The following is a 24,932-nucleotide window of genomic DNA, read 5'->3' as shown; positions in this document are numbered from 1 at the left end:
ATTTTTAAGGGCTAATTAACTAAAGGCCCCCAAACTGCTGCATTAAATACATCGATTGTTGATTTGCCTTTTGAATCGCTTTTTCCATAGCTGTAAATTGACGCCAATATCGATCCTCAGTCAACTTCATTTTTTGCTCAAAACGAGTGATTCCCTTGTCCACGTTATCTAGCTCACGACCGATAGTGAACTGCTGATTCGTAGAAGTGGCTCTCCCTGCTCTTTCCTGCAACTTCTTCATAGCGGCATCGACCGTGTCATATAGTCTATGCACGACTCCGCGATCAGATGTCGTTCCATCGCCTCGGAATAAGTTTTCTACCGACTGTGGATCTTTTTCAATCGCTTCTTTCAGTTTGGCCTCGTCGATTTCTAGCTTTCCGCCTTCCAAATAATTGGCGGTCGTTTTAATGCCAATAGTAGCTAGCTGTTTAAAAAGGCCGTTTGTTTCAACTACGCTTGACATATCCAGTCTCATATTCGTTAAAACACTGGAAAGAACTGGGTCCCCTTTTAGCAGACCACTCTTTGCCATCTCTTCCCACTTTTCCTGTTGCTTGTCAGACAATTCTTCACGTTCATCATCTGTTAATGGTTTATAACTGCGGTAGCGTTCCTCGTTTAACTTGCCATTAATCTCAGCAATTAATTCATTATATTGCGTGACAAATGCTTTTATATTTTCGAATACTTGGTTTGTGTCGTTAGCGATTGAAATAGAAATTGGTTGAATATCTACATTATCTTTATTAAAAATTTGTTTTATGGTAAAAGTTACCCCGCTCATTTGGAAGGTATTGGTGCTGCGCTCGGTTGAAAGACCATTGATTGTGAACATGGCGTTTTGCCCGCCAGTTTCGGAACTCTTTTCAAAATTCAAGGTTTTCAATAAAAAGTTTCCACTTACCGTTATTTCATTACCTGCACCATCTTTATAATCACCCGTCTCTTTTCTTGTCAAACTAACTTGGTTTGCAAAAGAATCATAATACATTGTTACCCCAGCAGAGGAATCGTTAACTTTTCGAATAACATTATTTAGCGTATCGTTTCCAGTCATAAAGATAGTTTCTTGTATTTCCCCTTTTGAAGTTTGAGTATTAATTCCAAATGAAGAATAGTTTTGGGTAAAAGTAGCTTCAATCTCGGTATTTGGTGGAATTCCATCTTTTCCGTCTGCACCAAATCCCTCAAATGTTATTACACCAGTAGCAAGGTTTATTTCACCAATTTTGAGTGGACCGTCCCCGGCATCACCATCTGCATTGATTAATTGCGCAATGCCATCTTTTTCCTCTCCTAGTATATACGTTCCTGATACACCTTCACCAGTAAAGGTCAAAGACAGAGTAGATATTGAGCTTACCCCTAGATTCCAGCCACCTAATGCGACATCATTTTCCTTAGTGTTAATGCTTTTCGTTTTACTCTCAAGTGCATACTCAACTTTAACTGTACTATCTTGTGATAATTCAACCCCAAATTTTAGTTCTCCGTTTTCAATCTTAACTTCACCAGATGTTGGTTCACGATCTGTAACTACTTTTAATGTTTGACCATTTACTTTTACACTAATTTCATTTGGAATTTGAAGTTTTTCGTCTGGACCAAGATTAAGCGAAAGAATCTTATCTCCTTTTTTACCATTGAGATTTTTTGTTTCTACTACTCCATCTTTCCAAACATCTATCATATTTAAAACATCCTGTTGATCAAACAAGCTTTTAGCTGGATCAATTTTAGAGTTATCTATTTCCGTTAAGGTTCCACCAACCCTCACTGCAGCACTCGCCAACTGCTCCACCTTCGAAATCGAATACGAAGCCTGCGAAGCACCGCTCGTCACTGTAGCAGATACATATGTATCATTAGATGAGGTAACCGTACGTGCACGATAGTTTGGTGTCAATTTTAAGTTAGCAAGCTTATCCCTAAACGACAGCATTTTCGTGTTTAGTGCACGATAGTCATCGCGCTGCCATTCGAGGAATTGCTTTTTTTGTTTTAATTTATCGAGTGGCATGCGCTCTGCACGCATTAAATCTTTAACCATGGATTCAATGTCCATGCCACTTGCAAGACCTGCAATTCTCATCTGTTATACCTCCAATTCACAACAGATTAGATTTTTTTATCGACCATTAATCCCAAATACTCGGTCATGGCCGCAAATATATCGAGCATTCTTTTGGCGGGTATTTCTTTTACTACTTCTTGAGAGATTTCATCGACAATCGTCACGTAATATTCGTTCAGCTTATCGTGGTACTGGAATTTCAAATGAGTGGAAGGTGAAGCTTTCAAAAAGTCGTTCATGCTGTTAACTACTTTTTCCACTTGATCGATCGTAAGTAAATTAGATGACACTTGTTTCTTTTCTACTTCCTGTGTCTGCACACGAGGAGAACTAGCTTCCTCTACCTTGCCTACCATAGATTCCTTAATCGTTAAATTTACCGACAGACCTCCTCCAACTTGTCCTACCATTGGTTTTCTCCCCTTCGTACCAGTTTGAATATAATCTATTTTTAATATCGGCAATCATTTCCATTTGTTTAGGGATAAGAATAGCACCATCATTTATTTATAAAATTTTCTGTATGCTTATATATTAAGTATTTTTGTAGTCCTTTTGCATTTTCAATTGCTGTTTTCGCGTATGTTTTTGCTTTTTCTTTGGATCCATTTTCCTGTTCAAGACTTGCCATCAATACATATTTCATCCAAACCGTTTTTATTTTCCCTATGTACTCTTCCGCTTTTATAAAATCACCTTCGCTAATAGAAACAATGCCTTCATAATAATATTGAAACTGAAGTGGCTTAATCTCAATAATGTACTGTTTCATTTCTGTTATATCTTTTTTATATAAAGCATAAACTGTTTTAAAAATGGCTTGGTGATGAGGCTTTTTATACTTTTTCAATATCTTTTCCAACGAATCCGAAACAAACTGATCATCATTATTAGCGACACCATAATACAAAGCAATAATTGGCTGTTTCAGATTTTTCTTCATGAATCTCTCAATTTTATTCACATTATTTGAAAAATACATATAGTATATTTGAGGAGAAAGTATTATTAAGAAAATGAAAATAAACGTTATGGCAAGAACAATAGGCATTGAAAGTTGAAGTGCTGAGAGTGATCCAATCATCACGATGGCAATAATTAATGATATAAAGAAAGTTTTTTTCATTTAAATCCCCACTTTTCCAAAAAAATGTTTAATTTCTACTAAATCGGGAACATGATTAGTACAACTCCATACATCACTTTTCCATCAAAGGAGTGGTTCCTTATGAAGTACGATGTTGATGGCTGCAAAGTGGACCTTGGAGTGGAGACCCCCTAAAGGGTCAGGGAGACTGGTAAATATGCCAGTCTCCTTTCTGTTTTTTAGACAAGTGCCCATTTAGTTGTCCCAACTGCTCCAAACCTTCATATTCCGCATATGATGGAGGGAAGATTACCCATTATATAAATAGGAGGATGCCACGTGAATCATTACGAACAAATACAAGGTTATGGACACGTTCCTATGGAACATCACGATGAAAGAATAATTGGCCGTCCGGGATTTGGTTTTGGTGGATTTGGCCGTCCGGGATTTGGGTTTGGTGGATTTGGCCGTCCAGGATTTGGCTTTGGTCGCCCCGGGTTTGGTTTTGGAAGACCATTTGGATTCGGTTTTGGCGGATTTCCATTAGGCTTTGTAGGTGGCCTTGCAGCAGGATCTTTATTAGCAGGTCCTTATGGATATGGCTATCCATATCCATATCCGTATCCGTATTACCCTTATTACTATTAAAAAAAAAGAAATAACAATCTCCACTTTACTCGACATTTCCCGGGAAATGTCGAGCATTCGTTTATTCCGTGAGAAATAGGGTATAAGAACATATGAGAAATCTACTTATAAAGGAGATATGCGATTATGAAAAACAAAACCCTTTTTACCACATTAGCCCTCGGTGCAGCCTATTTACTCAGAAACGAAAAATCCCGCAATAAATTAATGAATCAGTTTAAAAATATGGGTTCCAAAACAAATAGAAATTCTCAAGAATAAAAGTGCATGCGCCTAAACAAAAAGCCCCTACGCTTAAGAGGGGCTTGATTATTAATGCAGAGTTAGTCCGTCTTGTTGGTGATTAGTCAACCATGTTTGCAGTTCATTAATCGGCATTGGCTTTGAAAAATAAAAGCCTTGTAATTGCGGACAGCCGAGTTTTTTAAGAGTTCTCCACTGTTCAATCGTTTCAACACCCTCACTGACGACATTTAATTTTAACAAGCTCGCCAAGTCGATAATCGTTTTAGCAATTCCTTTGCTAACTTCATTATTGGCAATGTCCCTTATGAACTTTCTATCAATCTTAATCTCTTGGATTGGGAAATGCTGCAAATACTGAAAAGCTGAAAAGCCTGTTCCAAAATCATCGATGCTCACAGAAAAGCCAAGTTTTTGTAATTCAGTCATCTTATTTTTCACTTTTTCAAAATCTTCCATCGCTACATTTTCAGTTATTTCGATAACGAGTTGGCTAGGATTTACTTCATATTCATCAAGGCATTCCTTTAAAAAACGATTTAACCTTGAATGCAAGAAATGTCGGGGTGATATATTAATAGAAAGTGTGTAATCCTGTTCTCCATTATCCTTCCATTTTTCAAGCTGAATAAAGGCCTGTACGATTACCCATTCCCCGATTGCCATTATAAGGCCTGTAGATTCTGCCAAACTGATAAATTCAAGAGGTGGAATGAGCCCTTTTTCTGGATGATTCCAGCGGATCAATGCTTCAAACCCTATAATATCACCAGTAAAACTATTTATCTTAGGTTGGTAATACAGCTCAAATTCATTTGAATCAAGACCTTTACGTAAATTCATTTCAACAAGAAGATCATCTTCTAGCATATTGATCATGTCTTCAGTGAATCTTGCTTGAACAGATCTTGCATGCTTTTTCTTTGCCGTGTTTAGAGCAACTTGGGCCATTTGAATGCATTTATTTGCGTCTTTTCCATGATCAGGGTAAATACTTACTCCAAAACTATGTGTAACATATACATCCTGCCCTTGAATAAACATCGGCGCATGAAGGCGTTTGGCAATTTCCTCCATACTTATACATTTCATTTCACCCTCTGAATTTGCCGGCAAAAATAAAGCAAAGTGCCCAAACCCGATACGTGATATAAGTCCTTTTGATTGAATGGAATCTTGAAGTCGCCTCGCAGTCGTCAATAGCACTTCATCCCCACTGCTGTAACCAAGAACATCTTGAATACTATTAAACTGATCGAGCTGTAAATAAACCATCAACCTTTTTTCGCCAGGCTTAAGTTCTCTCATCTTCGCGTTTACTTGTTCTAAAAAAGCATGGTGATTGGAAAGCCCAGTCAACGGATCCGTATACGCAAGCTCCAGCATTTTTCCTTCCTCTTCAATCCAATTCAACCGCTCGAATATGAAACTAACCATGTCCGCGAGCATACCCGCAATGGTTTGATTTAATTCGGACCACGGTTTCACGGAAAAAGACTCACAACATAATACTCCACCGATACCTTTGCTCAAAATCAATGGAACATCCAAAAGGGATTTAATTCCACCCATTTGATGAAAATAGCCATCCTGCAGCTCTTGAACACGCAAATCAGTTTCAGTGTCAGTAACAGCTAAAGATCTGTTTTTAACAATTTCTTGAAAATAACGGGGCATAACAGATGAATGCAACTCAACGCCTAAAAGATGTTTATGGGATTGCCGATCATATAAATTGCGACATGTTAAAATCGTCTTATCATCATTAAAAATCCATATGCCAACTCGATCACAATTTAGTAAAATTGAAATGGTTTCACATATTTCCCGCAGCATCGATTGAATCTCGGCCTTAGAAATTTTATTTGCTTTTGCTAATTCAAAAAGTCGTTGTTGCTGATCCCTTAAAGTCTTTTCCATTTCAATTGCTTCAAACAAACCCTTTTCAATATAAGGCAAAAGAACATAAAGGGATTCATTATTTGAAAGATGTGTTGAAGTAACTTCAAATAACTTTTCGCCAATCATTAGTTCAACCTCTGCCCCACTGTCTATCTCCAAAGTTAATAACTTGGATGTTATAGTCGTATGATAATTCTCAAAGATTTTATTTCGATCATTAATCGGAGAAAAGGATTGATTTTGTTTGTTAAAAAGCAGGATACAGGGAGCATGATGCAATTCCATTTAAACACGTCCTTGTGTTGTCAATTAAAAATTCCTAGTATCTTTTTTATCGGCAGAAAAATGTAGATTTATAGCAAATTCATTTATTTTTTTGCAAAATAAAGAATCGCCCTCTATGGAAAGCGATTCTCCCTTCAAACTTTATGCATTTTGCCCTGCATGAACATTCGGTGTTTTCGTTAATTTATTTTGATTGCGATTTTGAATTGCTTTTTTCACTGCCGGGATTAAGAAGCGGTCAGCTCCGTAATATGTTGCACCTTTCCAAGCTATTAGCAGAACAAATGCTGCTAGCAACAATGTTGGATTCGTGGCAATTGTTCCTGCCCAGAGGAAGTTTAGATTCATTATTCCCGCTGCAATGAGTGCTGGAATCGTTAATGCACCAAGGATCAACCCAATACCGACTAATAATTCGCCCCATGCTATCATGACGTTAAATAGTTTTACATTTGGAAGAGCGACATTTTCTAAAAATGCTGCGTACCAGCCTTGAACGATTGGCGCCTCTCCACCGGCTTTTGCAATAGCACCATGTAAGAATCCAGTTGCATCAAACCCTCCGAATGCTTTGTGCCAGCCTGCCTGCAACCATTGTACTCCGAGCCAAATTCTTAAGACTGCCCAGATGATGCCAATGACTCGCTCATCGAATAATTTTTTCATTTTAATCACTCCATATTTTTGTTAAAGAGATTTTGTGAAACTTTTCACATTATTATTTAAAAAAATTTATTAGTGCTTATGATGATATGATGTTTTGTTTGTTTGTGAATATTTTCACTATCTCTTTTCACTTATAATATACTACGGTTCCTCACTAAATGCAACAGACCTTTCCAACATTTCAATAATTTGACATAATTGGATGCTGAAATGATTTTTTAAAATCAATGATGAAAACGATGACAAATAAGATGGCGATAAGGCTAGTTTATGCTATACTACTTTATAAAAAGGAGGGGATTGTTTAGATGTCAGATAGGAAAGTTCGCTGGGGAATTATGAGTACGGCAAGTATTGGAAAACGTTCTGTTATTCCTGGAATTCAAGAATCAGAACGAAGCGAAGTTGTTGCGGTAGCAAGTAGATCTTTAGAAAACGCCAGAAACTTTGCAGATGAGTTAGGGATTGCAAAAGCTTACGGAAGCTACGAGGAATTATTGAACGATCCTGAAATTGATGCCGTTTATATCCCGCTGCCAAATCACTTACATAAAGAATGGACAATTAAAGCTGCGGAAGCAGGCAAACATATTTTATGCGAAAAGCCAATTGCGCTCAACGAGGCTGAAGCAAAGGAAATGGTTGAAGCATGTGAAAAAGCTGGTGTGATCCTCGCCGAAGCATTCATGTATCGCCACCAAAAACGATATGAAGATATTAAAAACCGGATTAAAAATGGAGAAATCGGTGAAGTCCGTGGAATCCATGGGGTATTTACCTTTAATAATGCCGGCGATTACAATAACATCCGTTATACGAAAGAATGGGGCGGCGGAGCCATCTATGATGTCGGCTGCTACCCGATCAGTGCCGCTCGCTTAATTTTAGATGAAGAACCACAAGCCGTTACGACACATGCTTTGTTCTCTCCTGAGCACGACAATGTCGATATGATGGCTTCAGGTTTAATGGAATTTTCAAATGGAGTCGCTTTAACATTCGACTGTGCCATGTGGGCTGAATTCCGCAATGAGCTTGAAATTCTCGGTTCCGACGGAAGAATTGTTTTAAAAGCTGCATTCTTAGGTGACCAGTCATACGAAATTATTAAGGGCGGTCAAACAGAAACCGTTCCGGACGACAACATCAATTCCTATAAACTCCAAGCTGATAGCTTTGCAGAAAGCGTACTCGACGGGAAATCTAGTAAATTCCCATTCGAGGACATTCTAAAAAACATGAGAGCAGTAAAAGCAGCTTTAGAATCAGCTGAAAAAAAGGAAAGAATCATTTTAAATTTAAAGGGGATGAACATATGAAGAGCATTCGAGTTAAAGGTGTAGATAAGGACATATCAAGTCTAGTAATGGGATCCGATTATTTCACACCAGAAAAAATGGACCTTGTGACAGATGTATTAAACAATTATTTGGAAATTGGCGGCAATACAATTGACACAGCCTACATTTATTACGGTGGAAAAAGTGAAGAAGCGATCGGCATTTGGATGGAAGAAAACAAGCGCCGCGACGATGTCATCATTTTAACAAAAGGTGCTCATCCAAATCATGAAGGTCCACGCGTCAGCAAACAAGCGATTGATGAAGAACTAAAAATCAGCTTGGAAAGACTTCGGACTGACTATGTTGAATTATATGCTCTTCACCGTGATAATCCTGAGGTTCCTGTCGGCGAAATTTTGGAAACGTTAAATGCCCACATAGAAGCTGGACGCATTGGTGCTTTTGGTGGTTCTAACTGGTCTTTCGAAAGACTTCAGGAAGCAAATGATTATGCAGAAAAGCATGGGCTTGTCGGCTTTTCATTCAGCAGTCCAAACTTAAGTCTTGCAAAAGCTCAAGAACCATATTGGGCAGGCTGCCTTTCAGTTGATGATCCAATGCTTGCTTGGCATGAAGGCAGCAATATGCCGCTATTTTCATGGTCATCTCAAGCTCGCGGATTCTTCACAGGCAGATTTACTCCAGAAGATCGCTCCAATGAAGATTTAGTTCGCGTGTTTTATAACGACGATAACTGGGAGCGTTACCGCCGTGCAGAACAGCTTGCGAAAGAAAAAGGCGTTGAAACAATCCAAATCAGCTTAGCGTATGTATTGAATCAAAGCTTCCCAACTGCTGCTATTATTGGACCGCAAAACAAGCAAGAAATGGTGTCATGCAGACAAGCTGCTGATATTAAATTGACAGAAGACGAAATTAAGTGGCTTGATCTTAGAAGTAGATAAGAAATAGTGGCAGCTGCTTGTTCACGAATGTTTACTTTGAAGCTACAGAAAGACCCGGTGAGGTTCACCTCTCACCGGGTTATCTTGAAGCTTTCCATTGTACATCGATCGTATTCCATCGGCCATTTTCATAATAGGAAAGGACTTCCACGGTCCCAATTCCATCCGCATGATAGGCCCCACTCACTTGACGATAGCTTTTTAAGCCGTATCCATCCTTCCCATTTATTTTCACTATTTTAAAGATCGCAATCGGATCAATCATCAACTCTGCCGGTTCATTTAATGTACCATTTTTCTGATAAAGACCAAGCCTAATATAATCGGCTTTTCGACTCGTAAGATCTAAATGGATTGGATTCTTTATACCTGGTATAGTCATTACCGCCCGGAAGTTATTTTGAAAAGAGCTTTCGATTTCCAGTGGTTCTGGAAGAGGCAACTCAAAAAGTTTTCCATCTTTCACCGTATGTAAAGCATAATTATAAAGTCCTCCACTTCCTCCTGTCGCACTTGAATAAAGAATGTCATCAACACCATCGTGATTCAAATCAGCAAATTCCAGCTTCGGTTCAAATCCACCTTCATAATTGATTGTAATTTTACGGTTCCCTTTTACATCAATTTCTGCCAATACTTCTTGATAATAATCTTTATTATCTTTGAAGGAAATCCCATAAACAGTAACTTTCTCGGGAGTTCCGTCGCCCGTGACATCATGGTAATATTCTAAAATCGTTTTCGGATTTTTAGCTGCAGAAACAGGAGATATATTAGGAAGGGTAAACAATAAGGCCACAGCTACGAGCATCATGACGTATTTTTTCATTGCATCATCTCCCACATATGGTGTTTGATTTATGTTTCGCATTATATTCAGAATTATGTAGGGATAACAAGGTTACATTTAATTCTTCCCCTGTTATTTTTTGCAAATAATGTAGAATATTGTTGAAAATTGGTATATACTAAAGTACTGAATACAAAGTCTCATATGAATCAAATTGAAAAAGGCAAACTATTTGAAAAGATAGGACGCAAAGCTAAGGGTCTACGGTAATATAGGGCATTAATCCTATTACTATGATCGCCTGGTTACCAAATGCTGATTTTTTATATTTACATAAATATAAGAATTCTTTTTGGCTATTCTTTTGAGAATAGCTTATTTTTTTAAAAGGAGAGTGCGAAAATTGTCAATATCCATCGAACAAAGAAATAGCACTGTAAGGGACTTGTTAAATGGCACGTTCACATCATTTAAGAATGTCGTTCCGATAAAGCATGATATTAAGAAACCACAACTTCTTGGAAAATCATTACACCTTCAATATGGAGTTTTGATTGGGATTACTGGGGATATAAAAGGAAAGTTAATATTATCATCCAACCCAGAAGTATTTAGTTCAATTAGTGAAGTCATGTTTGGAATGTCGTTAGATGGGGATATGCTCGCATCCTTTAGCGGAGAGCTCGGCAATATGATTGCAGGCTGCCTATCAACCATTATTGTTGAAAATGGAATCAAAACAGATATCACCTCTCCCACCATTATGGAAGGGAATACAACATTATCCGGTTATGAAAAGGCGATTCAGTTAACGATCGTCATGGATGAAATCGGGGAAATGGATATATATTTATTGCTGGATTGAAGAAGAAAGCTATCGAATTGTGAACTGCACCCTAAATTGTAAGACACCTTCTAACAATTGGGGGGGGCAGTTCAATTAGTGACAGCTTTTAAAATTTCGGCATTTCACCTATAAATTGTTTGAACTCCTCTATTTGAGGCAATATCTCTACCTCAATGACATTACTTTGCAAGCGTATCAATAAAGAATTAAGCAACACTCGGGTTTCTTTCGTCATCCATATCTCTCTCGGAATTTTTTCAATCTGATGGAACATTTTAAGCAAAATTGATTGAGCGTCTGCCTCGGGATTTTTCCCCTGCACCAGCTCCTGAAAAATGATTAATCCACTTTGCTGATCAATAGCTACTGCCATCATTGGGAAATAAGGACGTCCCCCACTTTCTTCTTGAATCGGCATATCAATCCTAGAAAAATCTATTTCGATCGGATTGTTAAACCTTTTATACTTAGATACACGTAATACATCTAATTCTGAAACTAAAAGTGGTAGATCTTCAGCGGGGGCTGTCCCAATGTCAAGGTCCTCAAGAAGGAGCAACTCCGTCTTCCATTCTGATTGTTCAGGGATTCTGGCAATGATATGTTTTCCTTCCTGAAAAAATGGAATAAAGAGATTCTCCTCCTCTACTTCCCTTAATAAGAGAAGTGCTTGCTCCATCGCCACCATTAATAAACGTGCTTCCTTTTCGTTTATTAACCAGGGGTACATTCCCGGCATAAAGCTGCGAAACATAGGCCATTGCTTTTTCCCTCTAAACGTCAGGCCTGCATCCTTAATGATTTGATAATCTTCTCTTTCTAGTTCATCCCGATTCGAAAAGGACACTAATAAATTTCGCTGAGTTACAAGAATATCGAAATAATTAAAATGTCCTTCTGTGGTTTTGAGCAAAGATTGGAACCCTTCATTCCCTATGTAAACAGCCATCCCATACTCCTCACCTAGTGCCCCGAGTATGCTGCAGATTAGGTTTTCACCTGTCATTGGATCGATGACGACAAAGACCTCATCATCATCAAACCATTCCCACGGTTTTGCTTTATTGAATTCCTTTGCTTTTTCTAATAATTCGTTCCAATTTATGGTTTCGTCTTGCTTCGAATTTACAATTTCACAAAACATAAAGTTTACTTCTTCGGTTAACACTTTTGAGTCTGCTTCTTCTATTTCCGCCTCACCTGTTATGTACAATGATCTACTATCTTCTGCAGGCGCGGGACGTACGGCTTTTAAACAATACGGATATGTCACATCCTTTGAAGGAGACAATATTTTTTCAAGAACAATTTCATGTCTCCAATCATCGCCAAAATCATATGTATAGACCGCCCTATCCTTTTCCATAATAAACCAATCAGAAAGTTTTTCGTGATGTTCATCAAGTACCACCCTCCACGAAAAATCAAATTCCTCTTCAGGATTCCCAATTTCATTTTCTACTTTCTTACCATCTTTGCGTGTGATCATGAAATTATGTAGATGATAGCCACCCCAGTCAAAAGCAACTTGAAGAATTTCATGCAATTGATAGAACGTGCTGTCACGATCAACAAGCAATCTTCGCCAAATCGGTTTCTCCATTTGCAGCATCTGGACCTTAAATTGAAAAATCATTGGCTCACCTCTCTGCTTTGAATATTTTTAGTGTAAAACAATTCCCGAATAATTGCGACAAGCATCTCCCGAAAGGCATAATAGATATAAGAGAATGAGGATGGTGATTATTATCGGATATGTGAAAGAACTCCGTAAAATAGTTGGGAAAAGACCTGTTATATTAGTTGGTTCGGTAGTTATTGTTTTAAATGAAGACAATGAAGTGTTATTGCAACAACGCAGCTACCCTTATGGAGTGTGGGGGTTGCCCGGCGGACTAATGGAATTGACCGAATCAACCGAAGACTGTGCGAGAAGAGAGGTTTTAGAAGAAACGGGCTTGACCATCGGGGAGTTGCAATTAGTATCCGTTTCCTCCGGCCCACAAAATTTTGTAAAAGCCGAAAATGGAGATGAATTTTACGTCGTCACGATTGTGTATGTGACGAAGGCGATTTTGGGAGGATGTCTAACATTAGACGGCAATGAATCTTTGAACCTTGAGTTTTTCGATATGAGCCAGCTCCCGGAAAACATGGTTAAAAGCCATCGAAGAGCGATTGATGATTACTTGGAGAAAATAACGTAAAAAATCCCTAATATTTTTATGTAATTATGAATTAATAGTAATCAAAGCACGTTTCTTTAGGTGTTTTAGTATTATCTAGAGATCTTATTAGACGTTTGGCGGAGTTTATCAGACATTTCATGATTCTATTAGACGATTGACGCAGCCTATTAGACGTTTCGTGGTTCTATTAAACGTTTGACGTGGCCTATTAGACGTTTCGTGGTTCTATTAGACGTTTGACGCATCCTATTAGACGTTTCGTGATTCTATTAGACGTTTGACGCATCCTATTAGACGTTTCGTGATTCTATTAGACGATTGACGCATCCTATTAGACATTTCGTGGTTCTATTAGACGATTGACGCGACCTATTAGACGTTTCGTGGTTCTATTAGACGTTTGACGCGGCCTATTAGACGTTTCGTGATTCTATTAGACGTTTGACGCGGCCTATTAGACGTTTCGCGATTCTATTAGACATTTGACGCGGCCTATTAGACGTTTCGTGGTTCTATTAGACGATTGATGTATCCTATTAGACGTTTCGTGATTTTTTAGGATGTTAGGTGTATCCTATTAGCCGTCGCAGCCATCCTATTAGCCGTTCCAGTTATTTTAAGGTTATCGTGCGACCTTACGACATTTCACATTTCGCATCAATAATAGAATCCATCACTAGAACGGCTTTAAAATCATTAATGCAATAATAACTAAAAAAATGAAGCTCTCTATATTCTCATAGAAAACCAATCTCTTTCCTTCGCGAATATATTCTTCTGGAATCTCGTCACCTTCGTGAGCTTCAATTTTTGCTTTAAGAGGTTTGGATATCGGTGATAAAACGATTGGTCCTATCGCAAGTGCCAGTAAAAAGAGAAAAAGACTTACATTATACCAACCCATGCGAAATAAGCTTGTGTTAATAGCACCCATTAACAAGCCTGAAACAAGTAATAACGTTCCGCCAATCATAACAAAAATATGGACTCGATTTTTAACTTTATACGCATGTCTTAATTCCGTGATCGTTTTTGCTGATTTTCCTATTAAACTTAATACAAATCCCGGACCCATTCCAAGGATTGCGGAAAATATATGTATAAAAACTAAAATTTTATAAAATATTGCCACTGATGTTCCCTCACTTCATTATGAAGAGGATGACTTTTTAATCATCCTCTTCGGAATTTACCATGATTCCGGCAACTTGTGTAAGCCTGCCAAAAAACATTTCACCTGCTGGATGGTCACTTAGCCCCACCTCGTCAAAGGCTTCTTTCATACAACGAAGCCAGCTGTTCGCACGGCTCGGTGTTATTTCAAAAGGAAGATGCCGATGCCTCATCGCAGGTGGTCCGTATTCCATACTGTAAAGTGCTGGACCGCCAAGAAACTGAGTTAAAAACTTCCTTTGTTTTTCCATAATGATATGCATATCCCCTTCAAAAAGCGGGCTAATATTTGGATCGGCATATACCCGAGGGTAAAATGCATTCACTAACTCCTCTATTTTATCTCCACCGATTTCATCATAGAGCGTTTGTAATCGAGGTTCCTTCACATTCATACCTCCCGAAAATGTTTTTCTTTACATTATATAGTATAAATCAAAAATCATGATGTGATAAACATCACACTTAAAGATATGAAGGAGGTTATTAGCATTTTTTCAAATTATTTCTTTTTACTATTCGCACTTCCTATGCCTGCGCCTATCGCAACTCCAATTGCAATACCGAGTGCTAAATTGTCAAAAGCTATTCCCAATGCTACTCCTATTGAAATACCGATAGCAATGCCGGTGGAAAAATTGTTTCTGTTTTTTTTATTATTAGCCATATTACCACGCTCCGAATCAGAATAGTTTATTTACGATTGAAGATGCGAAATGTTTCAAGTAGTGACATGATCAACACACTTTTCCACCCGATAATGAATTTGCTATTGACTGTTCCAGTGTATTATAAGATTATCAAATTATTGAAAGGGTTTTCATAAACAACACACTTTTATAAAGAAAGAACCGCAAAGGGAGAGGATGACATTTACACTAAAGGATTTATCAAACTTATTACCATAATTGCCGTTCTATTATTGCTACTTGTTGCATGTAGCTCAACACCAAAAAGCAGTGAAACCGGAAGTAATCAATCAGAAAAAGAAAACAGTCAACATGAAAATGAAAAAGTTTCCGTTGATAAAAATGTAAACATCTCTACTCCAGAATCCGAAAAACCTATTCCTGCAACTTTACCGTTGAACAAACTGCAACAAACGGAATATTACTCACCAATCCTAGGATTAGCTGAAGACTATCCTCGGGGAACATTGCTCGATTCCATTGAAAAGGATTTTTCATTAATGAATCAATATGGCGTTAGTGATATAAGAGTGAGTGTCGCATGGGGTGATTATGAGCGCAATAAGCACATATTCGATTGGGGATTACTCGATAAATATGTGGAGTTAGCGGAACAATACGGAATAGAATTGTATCCGTATATTTGCTATTCGCCGCCATGGGCAACAGGATCCGACTGGAAAGCTCCACCAAAAGATTATCAAGATTGGTATGATTTTGTTTATACACTCGTTGATCGCTATAAAGGCAAGATTAACCAGTGGGAACTTTGGAATGAAGGCGATAATTATGATTTTTGGACTGGCAGTTGGGGCGAGCAAATAGAGTTAGTGAAAGTTGGAGCACAAGCCGTGAAAGATGCGAATCCCAATGCTAGAACAGTTTTTGGTGGCCTCACAGATCTAAAGAAAAATCACGTTCGTTCCATTTTTAAAGATGGGGCAGCCGATAATATCGATGTCATAAATATTCACTTTTATAACGAAACATGGAATCCTAACGCCACCGAAAGAATTTATGATGATATCAAAATAGTTGCAGATGTCATTCGCGAAAATGGTGGCAAACAAGAACTTTGGATAGCAGAAATTGGCTATAGTGATTATGTTCAGGAAGATGGCATAAAAGTGTCTGATTGGGTGAGAAAGAAAGCACCGTATGAAAAAACAAAAGAATTCCAGGCGGTCACGTTCATGCGTGCTTATAGTCTCATTGCCGCGACAGAAGACGTTTCAACTATTTTGTGGTATGAAATCAAAAACTTGCGACTCAATAGTGAAGCCATTGGAGATGTAAACAACTATTTTCTCGGAGCGCTTGACCATAACTATTTTCCAAAACATCTCTGGTTTTCTATTGCCGCGACAAAACAATTATTTTCTAATCCTTTTATTACGATTGATGATGAGTTAGTGATCGACCAAAAGGATGCTGTTAAGCCTTATGTTCATGCCTTTAAAAGAGAAAATGGCGATGTGATTCTTATGGCATGGAACCGCGGGACGGAAGATGAAACAATCGAAGTGACAGTTCCCGGAAATTTTAGCAAGGCAATCCGCTATTCAGTCACTGGTGAAAAAACACCTTTTGAATTCGATGCAAATGAGGATTCTACTACCTTATCGCTAGAACTGAAACCGGAATATACGAATACCATTGAATTGATTAAAGCGAAAAATGCTCCAGCACGCGTCACCATTTCCAATCCACAAGTGATAAAGGAATCGGGTGGCATCTACACGGTAACGGCAATGGCAACCAATATTGGGGACGAAGTGGCAGTGGCTATTATAAGTGAAATTTTCGTGAATGAAGGATTAGAAGTAGAGGGCGACCACATTCAGGTAATTGAAAAAATAAAGCCGGGTGAGGAAATTGAATTATCTTGGATGGTAGAGAGGATAGAATCGAAGGAATCACCACAACTGTGGATCGCTGTTAATCCTAAAGAAAGTCCGTTAGCTGCGGTTTTGGTGGAAATAGAATAATATAATGAAAGGGATGTCCGATAAGACCGGGCATCCCTTTCATTTCTTCATATATCATAACGCAGAAGAAATAATTATTACCAGAGTATCTTTTTTAGAGTAAGGGTATATAATAATGCAAATAAGGTTTCATTTGTTTCGTTATTTTCTTTAATTTCGAAGGGAAAAGGAGGTGAAAGGAGTGGACGAGAATATGGGAACAGAGATGGTATCAAGATATTTGTCAAATGAGCGAGTTAAAAACCTGGCCAATGAAGACAAAATAAGTGATAGTGCTAGACATTACGTGAATCTTCTTTTCCAATCAATGGAGGTAGAAAAACTGAAAGAAATGGCTTATTTGGAACTTAGGGAAAATGAAAAAATCGAAGTGCAGCAGCTCCTTAAACATACCTTTGAATCCAGTCTACCCGTTTACCTACCTGTAACGGAGGTTTCTCAAATCCTTGGAGTATCTCCCCAAATGGTAAGAAGGTATTGTGCGGAAGGTAAAATAAAAGCAAAACAACGACTCGGTGAAACCGGTCAATGGCTTATACCAACAGAACAGTTTGTATCTAAACCTGAGTTTACAAAATATCTTTATCAAAAAGAAATAAATAGAAAAAAGTCAATTAAAGCAGCAGAAATTATGTTGCAAATGATCGATGAAGACGAAGAGGAATAAATAATTGAGTAAACTAATTTCTGATCAAAGGTATATGTTGGATACAAATGTGTTTAGGTATAAAGTTGATTCTCATTCCAATCACAGAACGAAAGCCAAACGTTTATGGAGAAAGATATTATCAGAACTTGAAAATGGAGAAGCCGAGATCTTTGTTCCTCTTGAAGTAATACGAGAACTAGAGATTCAAGCATATTTTATGAACAAGAATGAAAAGGATCGATTGGATCAACTAATGGATTGCCTAGTTATTTTACCTGAATCTGAGAATGTTTTTGCGGAACACTTAATAAGAAAGCTATCCGCTTATATCCGTAAAAATTATAAACAAAACGTAAATTTACTTAACCGTGGTGTCGAATACCCTTCCATTTCCGATGCACGAATATTAATAAATGCATGGCAAAATGATTGTACTTTGGTAACTAGCAATATAAAAGATTATATGTTATTTCCTTTACTATTCGAATTTGAAAATCAGAAATTATATGATTTAATTACTGAAGATTTTGTATTTATTGATCATATCTCTCATGAAATTATTACTAATGATGAAGAGTTTAGGACTTTGAAAGATGAATTAGTTAGTGTTTTTATATAATATTAATAATGTAAATTTCACCACAAAAGCCGCCCACGCTAGGACGGCTTTTTAGATATAAATATAATCATTATATATTTTCCACGATTTATCTTGTTTAACTGATTTCTGGTATTCTCTTAATCCTTGAATCTGTAAAAATATCATCTTCATCAGTGCTTCTCGTAGAAAATTCGGATACGACAGTTCCTTCGCTACCCGCTTTAAACCAATGGAGGGTATTTGGAGGTATTGTATATTGCTCCCCAGGGTTAAGAATGATTTCGTGAAATACAGTATAATATTTTTCATCACCTTCAGGAAGTTGAGTGGAGAGATGTTCGACTTCATCCCCTTCTACATATAGATAGACTGTGCCATATCTACATCTGAACGTTTCTTCTTTCCCATCATCAAAATCTCTTTTTGGGTGTTTGTGCTCAGGGCAAGTTTGATTCGGCAATAATGCGAGTTCTTTTGCACAAACTAGATCTGTATTGACATATGTAACTAGTTGCAGTCCTGTGTTTTCAATTTTACCTAAGCCAAAATCAGCAACTTCTATGTTTTCTTTCTCCTTGTCGGTTAAGACAATGTTGGCCTTTTCAAATAATTCAAGTGCCTTGCTTTGTATTTCTTCATATTCTTTGCGATTCATTTTCCCTTCCCTCCTATTAGATTGATTAATAGTATAATTCTACAGTCAATCTAATTACCCTTGTTTTTACTCTTTATCGCACAAACATTTTTTATTACCTGTTTTAAAACAGCTATTTGATAATATAATTTTCCTAATAAGGCTAACTGTCCAATAGCATCGATTTTGATGGGGATGAAATGACCTAATGATAGGGCAAAAAAAACCTAAGAGCAAGCGTCCATCTTACTCTTAGGTAATTGATATAATGTATTAAGCAGTTGTATGAGTAGAAGGATAGTTGGGACTCCCTCAGCATTCGTTTCATTTGCAGTCTGATCCATCAACTCATGTCCACTATGTAAAAGAAAATGGGTTTCTTGGAGTCCACCTTCTCCTGTTTGGATCAAAGAAATAGAATCTTAAATATTTTTTGATGCCTGTGTTAATCACCGTATTTAGCACGCATTTTCTCAGAAATTTCTAAACCTGCTGCATTGATTAATCTACAAATTATTTAAGTAACTCCAATAATGACATAGGCTCTTTATTTGCTTGCGAAAGGATTGCCTGTGAAGTTTGGGTTAAAATATCACTTTTAATTTTTTCCATCATTTCTTTAGCCAAATCTGCATCTCTGATACGTGATTCACTTGCAATAATGTTTTCGGCATAGTTCCTTGCATTATTTATTGCGTGTTCCAGGCGGTTCGAAACTGCTCCCACATAGGAACGCTGTTTATTTAGAGCGTTCATTGCCTCATCAATTCTTGTTAATGCTTTTTCGGAATGGTTTCGATCATGAATCATAACAGTATTAACTCTTAATAACTCACTAGTGACTCTAATTCTTTCAAATGTAATCTGTTGGTTCGCATTTGCGCCAATCTGGAACTTCATCGGTTCATCTTTTTCCCGGTCATTTGTTTTATAAAATAAAGTACCCCGGGCATTTCCTCTTATCCCATCAATGGAAATTTGCCCAACCTCATTGCTGCTCAATTTTAATCGCCCATCATAATAAGATGCGATGATATTCGCATTCACTGCATTTAACTGAGTATTTATTTCATTTAAAAGACTATCGGAATCATATGTACCTGCGTTTAAAGCTATTTTCTTTTCGGCACCATCAACCTCTAAGATAAATGTATCATTAACCCCTTCTTCGATTTTAGTAGTTCCAGTTAAATCCATAATACCGATTGTATAAGTTGGCGTTGGCTCTCCCTCTGCCCTATAAAAAAAAGTATAAGCAGCACTTCCTCGAACACCATCAATTCGGTACGAACCTGTATCATTTCGCCCATTTTCTTGCATGTTGACTTTAAAAACAAGCTTATCAGTATCATTTTCAGCTGTGCCACTTGTGATTCCACCAATTTGGGCTTGGACTAAATCCGGAAACATTCCAAGACTTGTTAATTTTGCACTTAAAGATTGATTAATTTCCTGAATGAGCGAAGAAGCATTGTAATGTCCCGCATTTAAAGTGATATCAATCATATGTTTTTGATTATTAATATGCAGGTCAAATAAAAGGCGATCATTTATGTTTGGGTGAATGACGATATTTTTACTAATTAACGACTCACGTCCTACGATATATGTATCTTGAACATACGTGTACCCGCTATCTGAAGCATAAGGTTCTTGTACTGTGACACGCTTGCGGAAAATTTCATCATACATTCCGCCTGAAAATTGATTGAACTTGTTATTCTCTCCGGACTCTGCTGTACGCAATTGAATACGATTGTCATTAAGCTTTTCAAATCTCAATTCATTTCCAGACATTCCCTCACTTTTTAATGTTTGTTTTATCTTTTCGTTTAATTCAAGCAATAAACTGTCAAGTGAACTATAATATGCGGGGTCAATGGAAAAATTAATTTCGTGAGAATTTCCATCACGTTCATACGTAAAACTCATCTTATTATTGGAGTCGTTGATTATGATCCCTCCATTAATAGTAGAAACCCCATTTAATAATGAAGGTATTCCCATTCCAGAACTGGAGTAATAATTAGGTGGAGAATCTTGAACAAGTCCCATAATAAATTCATGTGAGGAACCACCAAAATTCGAAAATGTTTGATTCTCTCCCTTTTCCTTTGTTTCAAATATTAAAGTTTTACTAGTAAACAAGCTTGCATTCAAGCCAATATCTTCAAACAGCCGATTATTTGCAGTCAGAAAGTCTTCAGCCCGATTATAAACCCCTGATTTCAAAGTAATCTCAATAATTTCGCCATTTAAAGTGAAATTCATCTTATTATTATTTTCATCTATTGTAATGCCGGATCCTAAAGATGTCCTTCCTTCAGCCCTTGCTGCAGTATATGTGTATTCAGGGGGGCTTGCAATTCCCTCTGGTGGATAGATAGCCGATGTTGTACCTTGGGCAATGAAAGGGTCAATAATGGTTCTACCATGTAAGAGTGTTTTAACTGCATTAGAAGATGGGTTAATGTTAATCGAACCAGTTCCTATACTTTTATGTTCAAAAATAAGTGCTGATTGAAAGTTCGACGTAAAATCAGATAGTTTTACATTTATAGGGATGTTTTGTTCGGAAAGCTTTAGATTCAATTCGTCAACTAATTCGGTCTTCGAATAGTCTTCTTCATCTAAAATAATTGTAAAATCACGACTATCTACTTGAAATTTTAGAGTATCGTTTACCCCTGTTTTAATAGTGGTAGTATTCTTGATGCCATACTGGCCTTGAATTTTTGCAGCTATATCCGCACCATTATTCGGTAAAATATTAGTGTAAGTAACATTTTCCTTAACAAAAAGATTTTGAAAAGCGGAGGATTGTTTATCGATTACAACATGGCTATTTGCGCCAAAATAATTACTTTTAATTTGCAGTCGATTCATAAAATCTCCATTTGCCGTTGCATCAATCCCATGCTTCATAAATTCATCGTTTATTTTATTGATAATATCCTGCTTGTTTAATACCTTACTATTTTCATCCCCTGCCAAAAACTGAATTGTAACAGGCGGATGATTATCGATATATACTTTTAATTGATCATTTACTCCTTTTATGAATTCGATAGGCTGCGATAAATCTGCATAACCTGTTATGTACGCCTGACTTTTGGAGATAGTCCCACTTTTGGTGTTATCGTATAATATCGATGTAATACCATCAATTTCAATCATATTTCCACTTAAACCGGTGATTACATACTTATTAGAAGTTAATGCAATCCGATCCTCACCGTATTTAATGGCTTTAACGGAATTTTCCCCTTTACTTTCTAGTTGACGATTAATCCCGTTAATCACTTCTTCTAAACTATATTGTCCAGCAGAAAAACGTAAATTATATACTTTATCGCTTCCCGCATAAAATGTTAATGTATCACTTTTACCACTAATTATTTGAACCTTTCCACCATCCTGAAATTTCGTCACTCCAATAACCATTCCCGGAGGATTTCCTAGAGAATATTCATAGAACAGAAAAGAGGCCCCTCCTTTAATGGAGTCAATGGATTTATTGTTCTCGGCCTGAATGCTAACAGTATTTTCTTCAGTTACATTTACAATGATATTAGGATCAATTTGCAACAATTTAGTATCCAACTGATCCGCAATTTCACCAATAGTATACAATCCCTCATCAATCTTTACACTTTTTTCGACCCCATCAATCATAAAAGTTAAGTCATTATTATAGCCATCCACTATTTTGATTATTTGATTAAAATAATGATTGCCTTCTAATTGGGCAAAGGATGACTGATGCGATTCAATAATAGGCATGCCACTCCACTCAGTAGATTGCGAGAAACGGTCCAAAGACATTTGCAATTGACGGAACTCTTCTTGTAATGCCAAATGATCACTCTCAGATAACGTATCATTAAGAGATTGAATCGTCAGTTCTCTCATACGTTGCAGCAAATTCGTCTCTTCCTGCAATACACCATCAACCGTGTCCAACATAGACTGTGCATCCCTACCGTTTCGCTCAGCCTGAACCAATCCCCGAATTTGCGCACGCATCTTTTCACTAATGGATAAACCTGCCGCATCATCAGCAGCTTTATTGATCGAAAGTCCGGAGCTTAATTTCGCAGTTGCATCCCAACCCTTTTTTGATGCCTTATTGATATTATTAAGAGTTTTAAGGGCGTGTATATTGTGTCTAATGATCAAATTAGCTGCACCTCGTGATAGTGGTAAAAATCTAATTAGTTATGGTGTTAATGTATAATCTCTCTATATAATATCGGCTAAGTGCTTCAATACTTTAGACCTGGGAAACACATTAATTCTTGGCACTCCTAAAATTTTTAACTCCCCCTTCTATCAATAAAACCGTCCTCAAAAAACTAAAGCACCTTTATCCATAGCTGTTTATTCTATCAATAATCTTTCTTCAATATTTCCGGTATTCTATTGATCTATGGGTCTGTAAAAATATCATCTTCATCAGTGATTCTAGTGGAAGCACTCGGTTACTGCTGCTCCTTCATTTCCTGCCTTAAACCAGTGAAGGGTATTACTGATTAATACTGTATTTATCCCACCTAAAAGAAAGAAAAAATGATACAATAGGTACAGAACATACATTCCTAAAAAAGGTGGTCGGGCATGTCTTATCACACTGATCAGTATATATCTAGAATTGTTGGAAAACTTCTAGGAGATGGTTCTATTACAAAACAGGTTGGGAGGAAGCCAAGATTTCAATTTATGCATAGTGTTGCGGATTTTGACTGGACGAAGTATTGTTACGAACAGTTGAAGGATTTTCTACCTCTTAACCCTCCAATGTATAAAAAAATAGTAGATAAAAGGATAAAATCAGGTTTTTCAGAGAGTTATTTTGTTCAATCACGTATTCACGAATTTATTACGCTGCTCGAGGAAATGTGGTACATCAATAGAAAAAAACAATTACCTATTAGTTTTATTAATGAGTATTTGAATGAAGAATCACTTGCTTGGTGGTATCAAGATGATGGACATTTGAAACAGGAAAAAGGTATAGCAAGGAAAATCATTTTATCGACTGACAATTTTGCTACAGATGAGAATCTTAAACTAATAGAAATCCTAAATAAAAAATTCCATCTAACATTTTCAATAGATGGACAAAATCGTTTAATTCTATACGATCAATATCAGATTTTATATTTTTTAAGATTGTTAGAACCATATATACATACCTCAATGAATAGAAAACAATTAGATCAAGGCCTCCAAAAAACACTTGCTTCTACAACAACGATTTATTTACCTACTACGTTTCAATTGAATAAACCTACATCCGAGATTAATAATAAATTAAATAAGCTAAACATACTGATGGAACTAATAAAGACAAGAAAGGGACATATATCTTTTTATTACGAAAATCTTTGGATTCAAAAGAAAATTCTAACAAATCCTTATAGAATACGCATTGCAAACAACCATAGAGAAAATCTTCTTAAGATTAGATCCATACTTGGATTAACGAATAGCAAAATTATAGAATGGTGCTTTCGTTCGTAGAAAAACACTGTCTAAATGACCGTTTTTCATGTAAAAGTGATAAATATTTGCCTTAATTTCTATTTATACTTCTACCAGCATAGTCGTTTTTAATCCAGTGATTGGATGAGTACCACTAACAAAGTATAACTATTTTTGAGTCCCTTATCCTCTGAAATTTCAGGGTAAAATTCATAAGTTCAATATTTGTAACATTAGTTACATCATAATTAGAAGAAATATATCTCTTTAATCACTTTAATCTCTCAACTTCATCATCAGTGAAAATTTTAGGCATTGAAAACTTAGCCATAACATCACCTTCAAAAAACAAAAGAGGCTCTAATTAACCAAGAGCCTCTATCGTATATTAAAATTAACGTAACAACTGTAATACTCCTTGAGGAGCTTGGTTAGCTTGTGCAAGCATAGCTTGAGCAGCTTGAGAGAGAATTGAATTTTTAGTTTGTTCCATCATTTCTTTCGCCATCGTGCGAACATTTGCTTTCACAAATGACTAGACTATATCTTCACCCTCTAGCAATCTAGTAGGGGTCGGGCACTTCGGATTCACAATGCTGATGACCATTGTTTCACCTATGGATTTCATCATCATAGCATCCGCCTTAGATGGTTTATCCTAGTCGTTGGACCTTCTCCACTCTTTCGAGACAGGAGCTTGGCTGCTGATTGCCCAATCTTTTCTTTTTT

General features: G+C 37.0%; 22 protein-coding genes, 1 pseudogene and 1 riboswitch. Of the genes and pseudogenes, 10 read left to right on the top strand and 13 right to left on the bottom strand.

All coding sequences use genetic code 11. From position 1 onward, the window contains the following. Window positions 1-19: 19 nt before the first annotated feature. The 3 genes from fliD to NQ185_RS12160 all read right to left on the bottom strand — a co-directional run bounded on the left by fliD (window position 20) and on the right by NQ185_RS12160 (window position 3,203). Window positions 20-2,095, bottom strand: coding sequence for a flagellar filament capping protein FliD (gene fliD / locus NQ185_RS12170; protein ID WP_257582109.1), 2,076 nt, complete (start codon window positions 2,093-2,095; stop codon window positions 20-22). 26 nt (window positions 2,096-2,121) lie between these two features. Continuing rightward, entirely contained in the window at window positions 2,122-2,487 is a 366-nt protein-coding gene (gene flaG / locus NQ185_RS12165) for a flagellar protein FlaG (RefSeq protein WP_257582108.1), read from the bottom strand. A gap of 89 nt (window positions 2,488-2,576) precedes the next feature. Then, window positions 2,577-3,203: a hypothetical protein gene (locus NQ185_RS12160; RefSeq protein WP_257582107.1), complete on the bottom strand. Its 627-nt coding sequence runs from the start codon at window positions 3,201-3,203 to the stop codon at window positions 2,577-2,579. Window positions 3,204-3,545: 342 nt separating this feature from the next. On the opposite strand from NQ185_RS12160, the gene ymaG reads away from it, so the two are divergent. Further along, entirely contained in the window at window positions 3,546-3,815 is a 270-nt protein-coding gene (ymaG, locus tag NQ185_RS12155) for an inner spore coat protein YmaG (RefSeq protein ID WP_257582232.1), read from the top strand. 126 nt (window positions 3,816-3,941) lie between these two features. Continuing rightward, window positions 3,942-4,076, top strand: a complete 135-nt coding sequence (locus NQ185_RS12150) for a hypothetical protein (protein WP_257582106.1) — start codon at window positions 3,942-3,944, stop codon at window positions 4,074-4,076. 51 nt (window positions 4,077-4,127) lie between these two features. Here NQ185_RS12150 and NQ185_RS12145 read toward each other — a convergent pair whose 3' ends face one another. Together NQ185_RS12145 and NQ185_RS12140 are read right to left on the bottom strand one after the other, a co-directional pair. Further along, window positions 4,128-6,245, bottom strand: coding sequence for a sensor domain-containing phosphodiesterase (locus NQ185_RS12145; RefSeq protein WP_257582105.1), 2,118 nt, complete (start codon window positions 6,243-6,245; stop codon window positions 4,128-4,130). Window positions 6,246-6,386: 141 nt separating this feature from the next. Then, window positions 6,387-6,911 (bottom strand): DoxX family protein, encoded by a 525-nt coding sequence (locus tag NQ185_RS12140; RefSeq protein WP_257582104.1) that lies wholly within the window; start codon window positions 6,909-6,911, stop codon window positions 6,387-6,389. A gap of 308 nt (window positions 6,912-7,219) precedes the next feature. Here NQ185_RS12140 and NQ185_RS12135 point away from each other — a divergent pair, with 308 nt between their 5' ends. Further along, the gene (locus tag NQ185_RS12135) at window positions 7,220-8,230 is read left to right on the top strand and encodes a Gfo/Idh/MocA family protein (protein WP_257582103.1); all 1,011 of its coding nucleotides are present in this window, start codon (window positions 7,220-7,222) and stop codon (window positions 8,228-8,230) included. Beyond that, on the top strand, window positions 8,227-9,159 hold the full coding sequence (locus NQ185_RS12130) for an aldo/keto reductase (protein WP_257582102.1): 933 nt from the start codon (window positions 8,227-8,229) through the stop codon (window positions 9,157-9,159). Before NQ185_RS12135 ends, NQ185_RS12130 begins: the two co-directional genes overlap by 4 nt. Window positions 9,160-9,238: 79 nt before the next feature. On the opposite strand, the gene NQ185_RS12125 is transcribed toward NQ185_RS12130, so the two are convergent. Beyond that, window positions 9,239-9,988, bottom strand: coding sequence for a YybI family spore inner coat protein (locus NQ185_RS12125; protein ID WP_257582101.1), 750 nt, complete (start codon window positions 9,986-9,988; stop codon window positions 9,239-9,241). Between the two features lie 173 nt (window positions 9,989-10,161). Next, window positions 10,162-10,262, top strand: a riboswitch (cyclic di-GMP riboswitch). Between the two features lie 90 nt (window positions 10,263-10,352). Here NQ185_RS12125 and NQ185_RS12120 point away from each other — a divergent pair. Next, on the top strand, window positions 10,353-10,814 hold the full coding sequence (locus tag NQ185_RS12120) for a chemotaxis protein CheX (protein WP_257582099.1): 462 nt from the start codon (window positions 10,353-10,355) through the stop codon (window positions 10,812-10,814). Between the two features lie 88 nt (window positions 10,815-10,902). On the opposite strand, the gene NQ185_RS12115 is transcribed toward NQ185_RS12120, so the two are convergent. After that, window positions 10,903-12,432, bottom strand: a complete 1,530-nt coding sequence (locus NQ185_RS12115; protein ID WP_257582098.1) for a plasmid pRiA4b ORF-3 family protein — start codon at window positions 12,430-12,432, stop codon at window positions 10,903-10,905. 100 nt (window positions 12,433-12,532) lie between these two features. On the opposite strand from NQ185_RS12115, the gene NQ185_RS12110 reads away from it, so the two are divergent. Continuing rightward, the gene (locus NQ185_RS12110; protein ID WP_307000875.1) at window positions 12,533-13,003 is read left to right on the top strand and encodes an NUDIX hydrolase; all 471 of its coding nucleotides are present in this window, start codon (window positions 12,533-12,535) and stop codon (window positions 13,001-13,003) included. Between the two features lie 658 nt (window positions 13,004-13,661). Here the strand turns inward: NQ185_RS12110 and NQ185_RS12105 are convergent. From NQ185_RS12105 to NQ185_RS12095, 3 genes are all read right to left on the bottom strand, one after another. Next, a complete protein-coding gene (locus tag NQ185_RS12105) occupies window positions 13,662-14,117 on the bottom strand; it encodes a DUF2269 family protein (protein ID WP_257582096.1) in 456 nt (151 codons plus the stop codon). Between the two features lie 37 nt (window positions 14,118-14,154). Next, window positions 14,155-14,547 carry a globin domain-containing protein gene (locus NQ185_RS12100; protein ID WP_257582095.1) on the bottom strand — a complete coding sequence of 131 codons (393 nt, stop codon included), beginning with the start codon at window positions 14,545-14,547 and terminating at the stop codon, window positions 14,155-14,157. Window positions 14,548-14,660: 113 nt separating this feature from the next. Continuing rightward, entirely contained in the window at window positions 14,661-14,825 is a 165-nt protein-coding gene (locus tag NQ185_RS12095) for a glycine zipper domain-containing protein (RefSeq protein ID WP_257582093.1), read from the bottom strand. Between the two features lie 255 nt (window positions 14,826-15,080). Here NQ185_RS12095 and NQ185_RS12090 point away from each other — a divergent pair, with 255 nt between their 5' ends. The 3 genes from NQ185_RS12090 to NQ185_RS12080 all read left to right on the top strand — a co-directional run bounded on the left by NQ185_RS12090 (window position 15,081) and on the right by NQ185_RS12080 (window position 18,103). Further along, window positions 15,081-16,835: a GH39 family glycosyl hydrolase gene (locus NQ185_RS12090; protein ID WP_257582092.1), complete on the top strand. Its 1,755-nt coding sequence runs from the start codon at window positions 15,081-15,083 to the stop codon at window positions 16,833-16,835. A 181-nt stretch (window positions 16,836-17,016) separates the two neighbouring features. Further along, window positions 17,017-17,502, top strand: coding sequence for a helix-turn-helix domain-containing protein (locus tag NQ185_RS12085; protein ID WP_257582091.1), 486 nt, complete (start codon window positions 17,017-17,019; stop codon window positions 17,500-17,502). A 4-nt stretch (window positions 17,503-17,506) separates the two neighbouring features. Continuing rightward, complete coding sequence (locus tag NQ185_RS12080; RefSeq protein WP_257582089.1) at window positions 17,507-18,103, top strand: PIN domain-containing protein; 597 nt, start codon at window positions 17,507-17,509, stop codon at window positions 18,101-18,103. A gap of 97 nt (window positions 18,104-18,200) precedes the next feature. Here the strand turns inward: NQ185_RS12080 and NQ185_RS12075 are convergent, their stop codons facing one another. Both NQ185_RS12075 and NQ185_RS12070 read right to left on the bottom strand, forming a co-directional pair. Then, window positions 18,201-18,740: a D-lyxose/D-mannose family sugar isomerase gene (locus NQ185_RS12075; RefSeq protein ID WP_257582088.1), complete on the bottom strand. Its 540-nt coding sequence runs from the start codon at window positions 18,738-18,740 to the stop codon at window positions 18,201-18,203. Between the two features lie 492 nt (window positions 18,741-19,232). After that, entirely contained in the window at window positions 19,233-22,898 is a 3,666-nt protein-coding gene (locus tag NQ185_RS12070; RefSeq protein WP_257582086.1) for a flagellin N-terminal helical domain-containing protein, read from the bottom strand. A 438-nt stretch (window positions 22,899-23,336) separates the two neighbouring features. On the opposite strand from NQ185_RS12070, the gene NQ185_RS12065 reads away from it, so the two are divergent. Further along, complete coding sequence (locus NQ185_RS12065) at window positions 23,337-24,242, top strand: endonuclease (RefSeq protein ID WP_257582085.1); 906 nt, start codon at window positions 23,337-23,339, stop codon at window positions 24,240-24,242. A 355-nt stretch (window positions 24,243-24,597) separates the two neighbouring features. Here the strand turns inward: NQ185_RS12065 and NQ185_RS12060 are convergent. Beyond that, a pseudogene (locus tag NQ185_RS12060) lies at window positions 24,598-24,711 on the bottom strand (flagellin); the annotation flags it as partial. Window positions 24,712-24,932: the final 221 nt, after the last annotated feature.

The organism is Lederbergia panacisoli (assembly GCF_024626525.1).
GTDB lineage: Bacteria > Bacillota > Bacilli > Bacillales > Bacillaceae_C > Lederbergia > Lederbergia panacisoli.
Note: the sequence above shows the minus strand (reverse complement) of the source record. Positions and strands in the feature narration are given on the sequence as shown.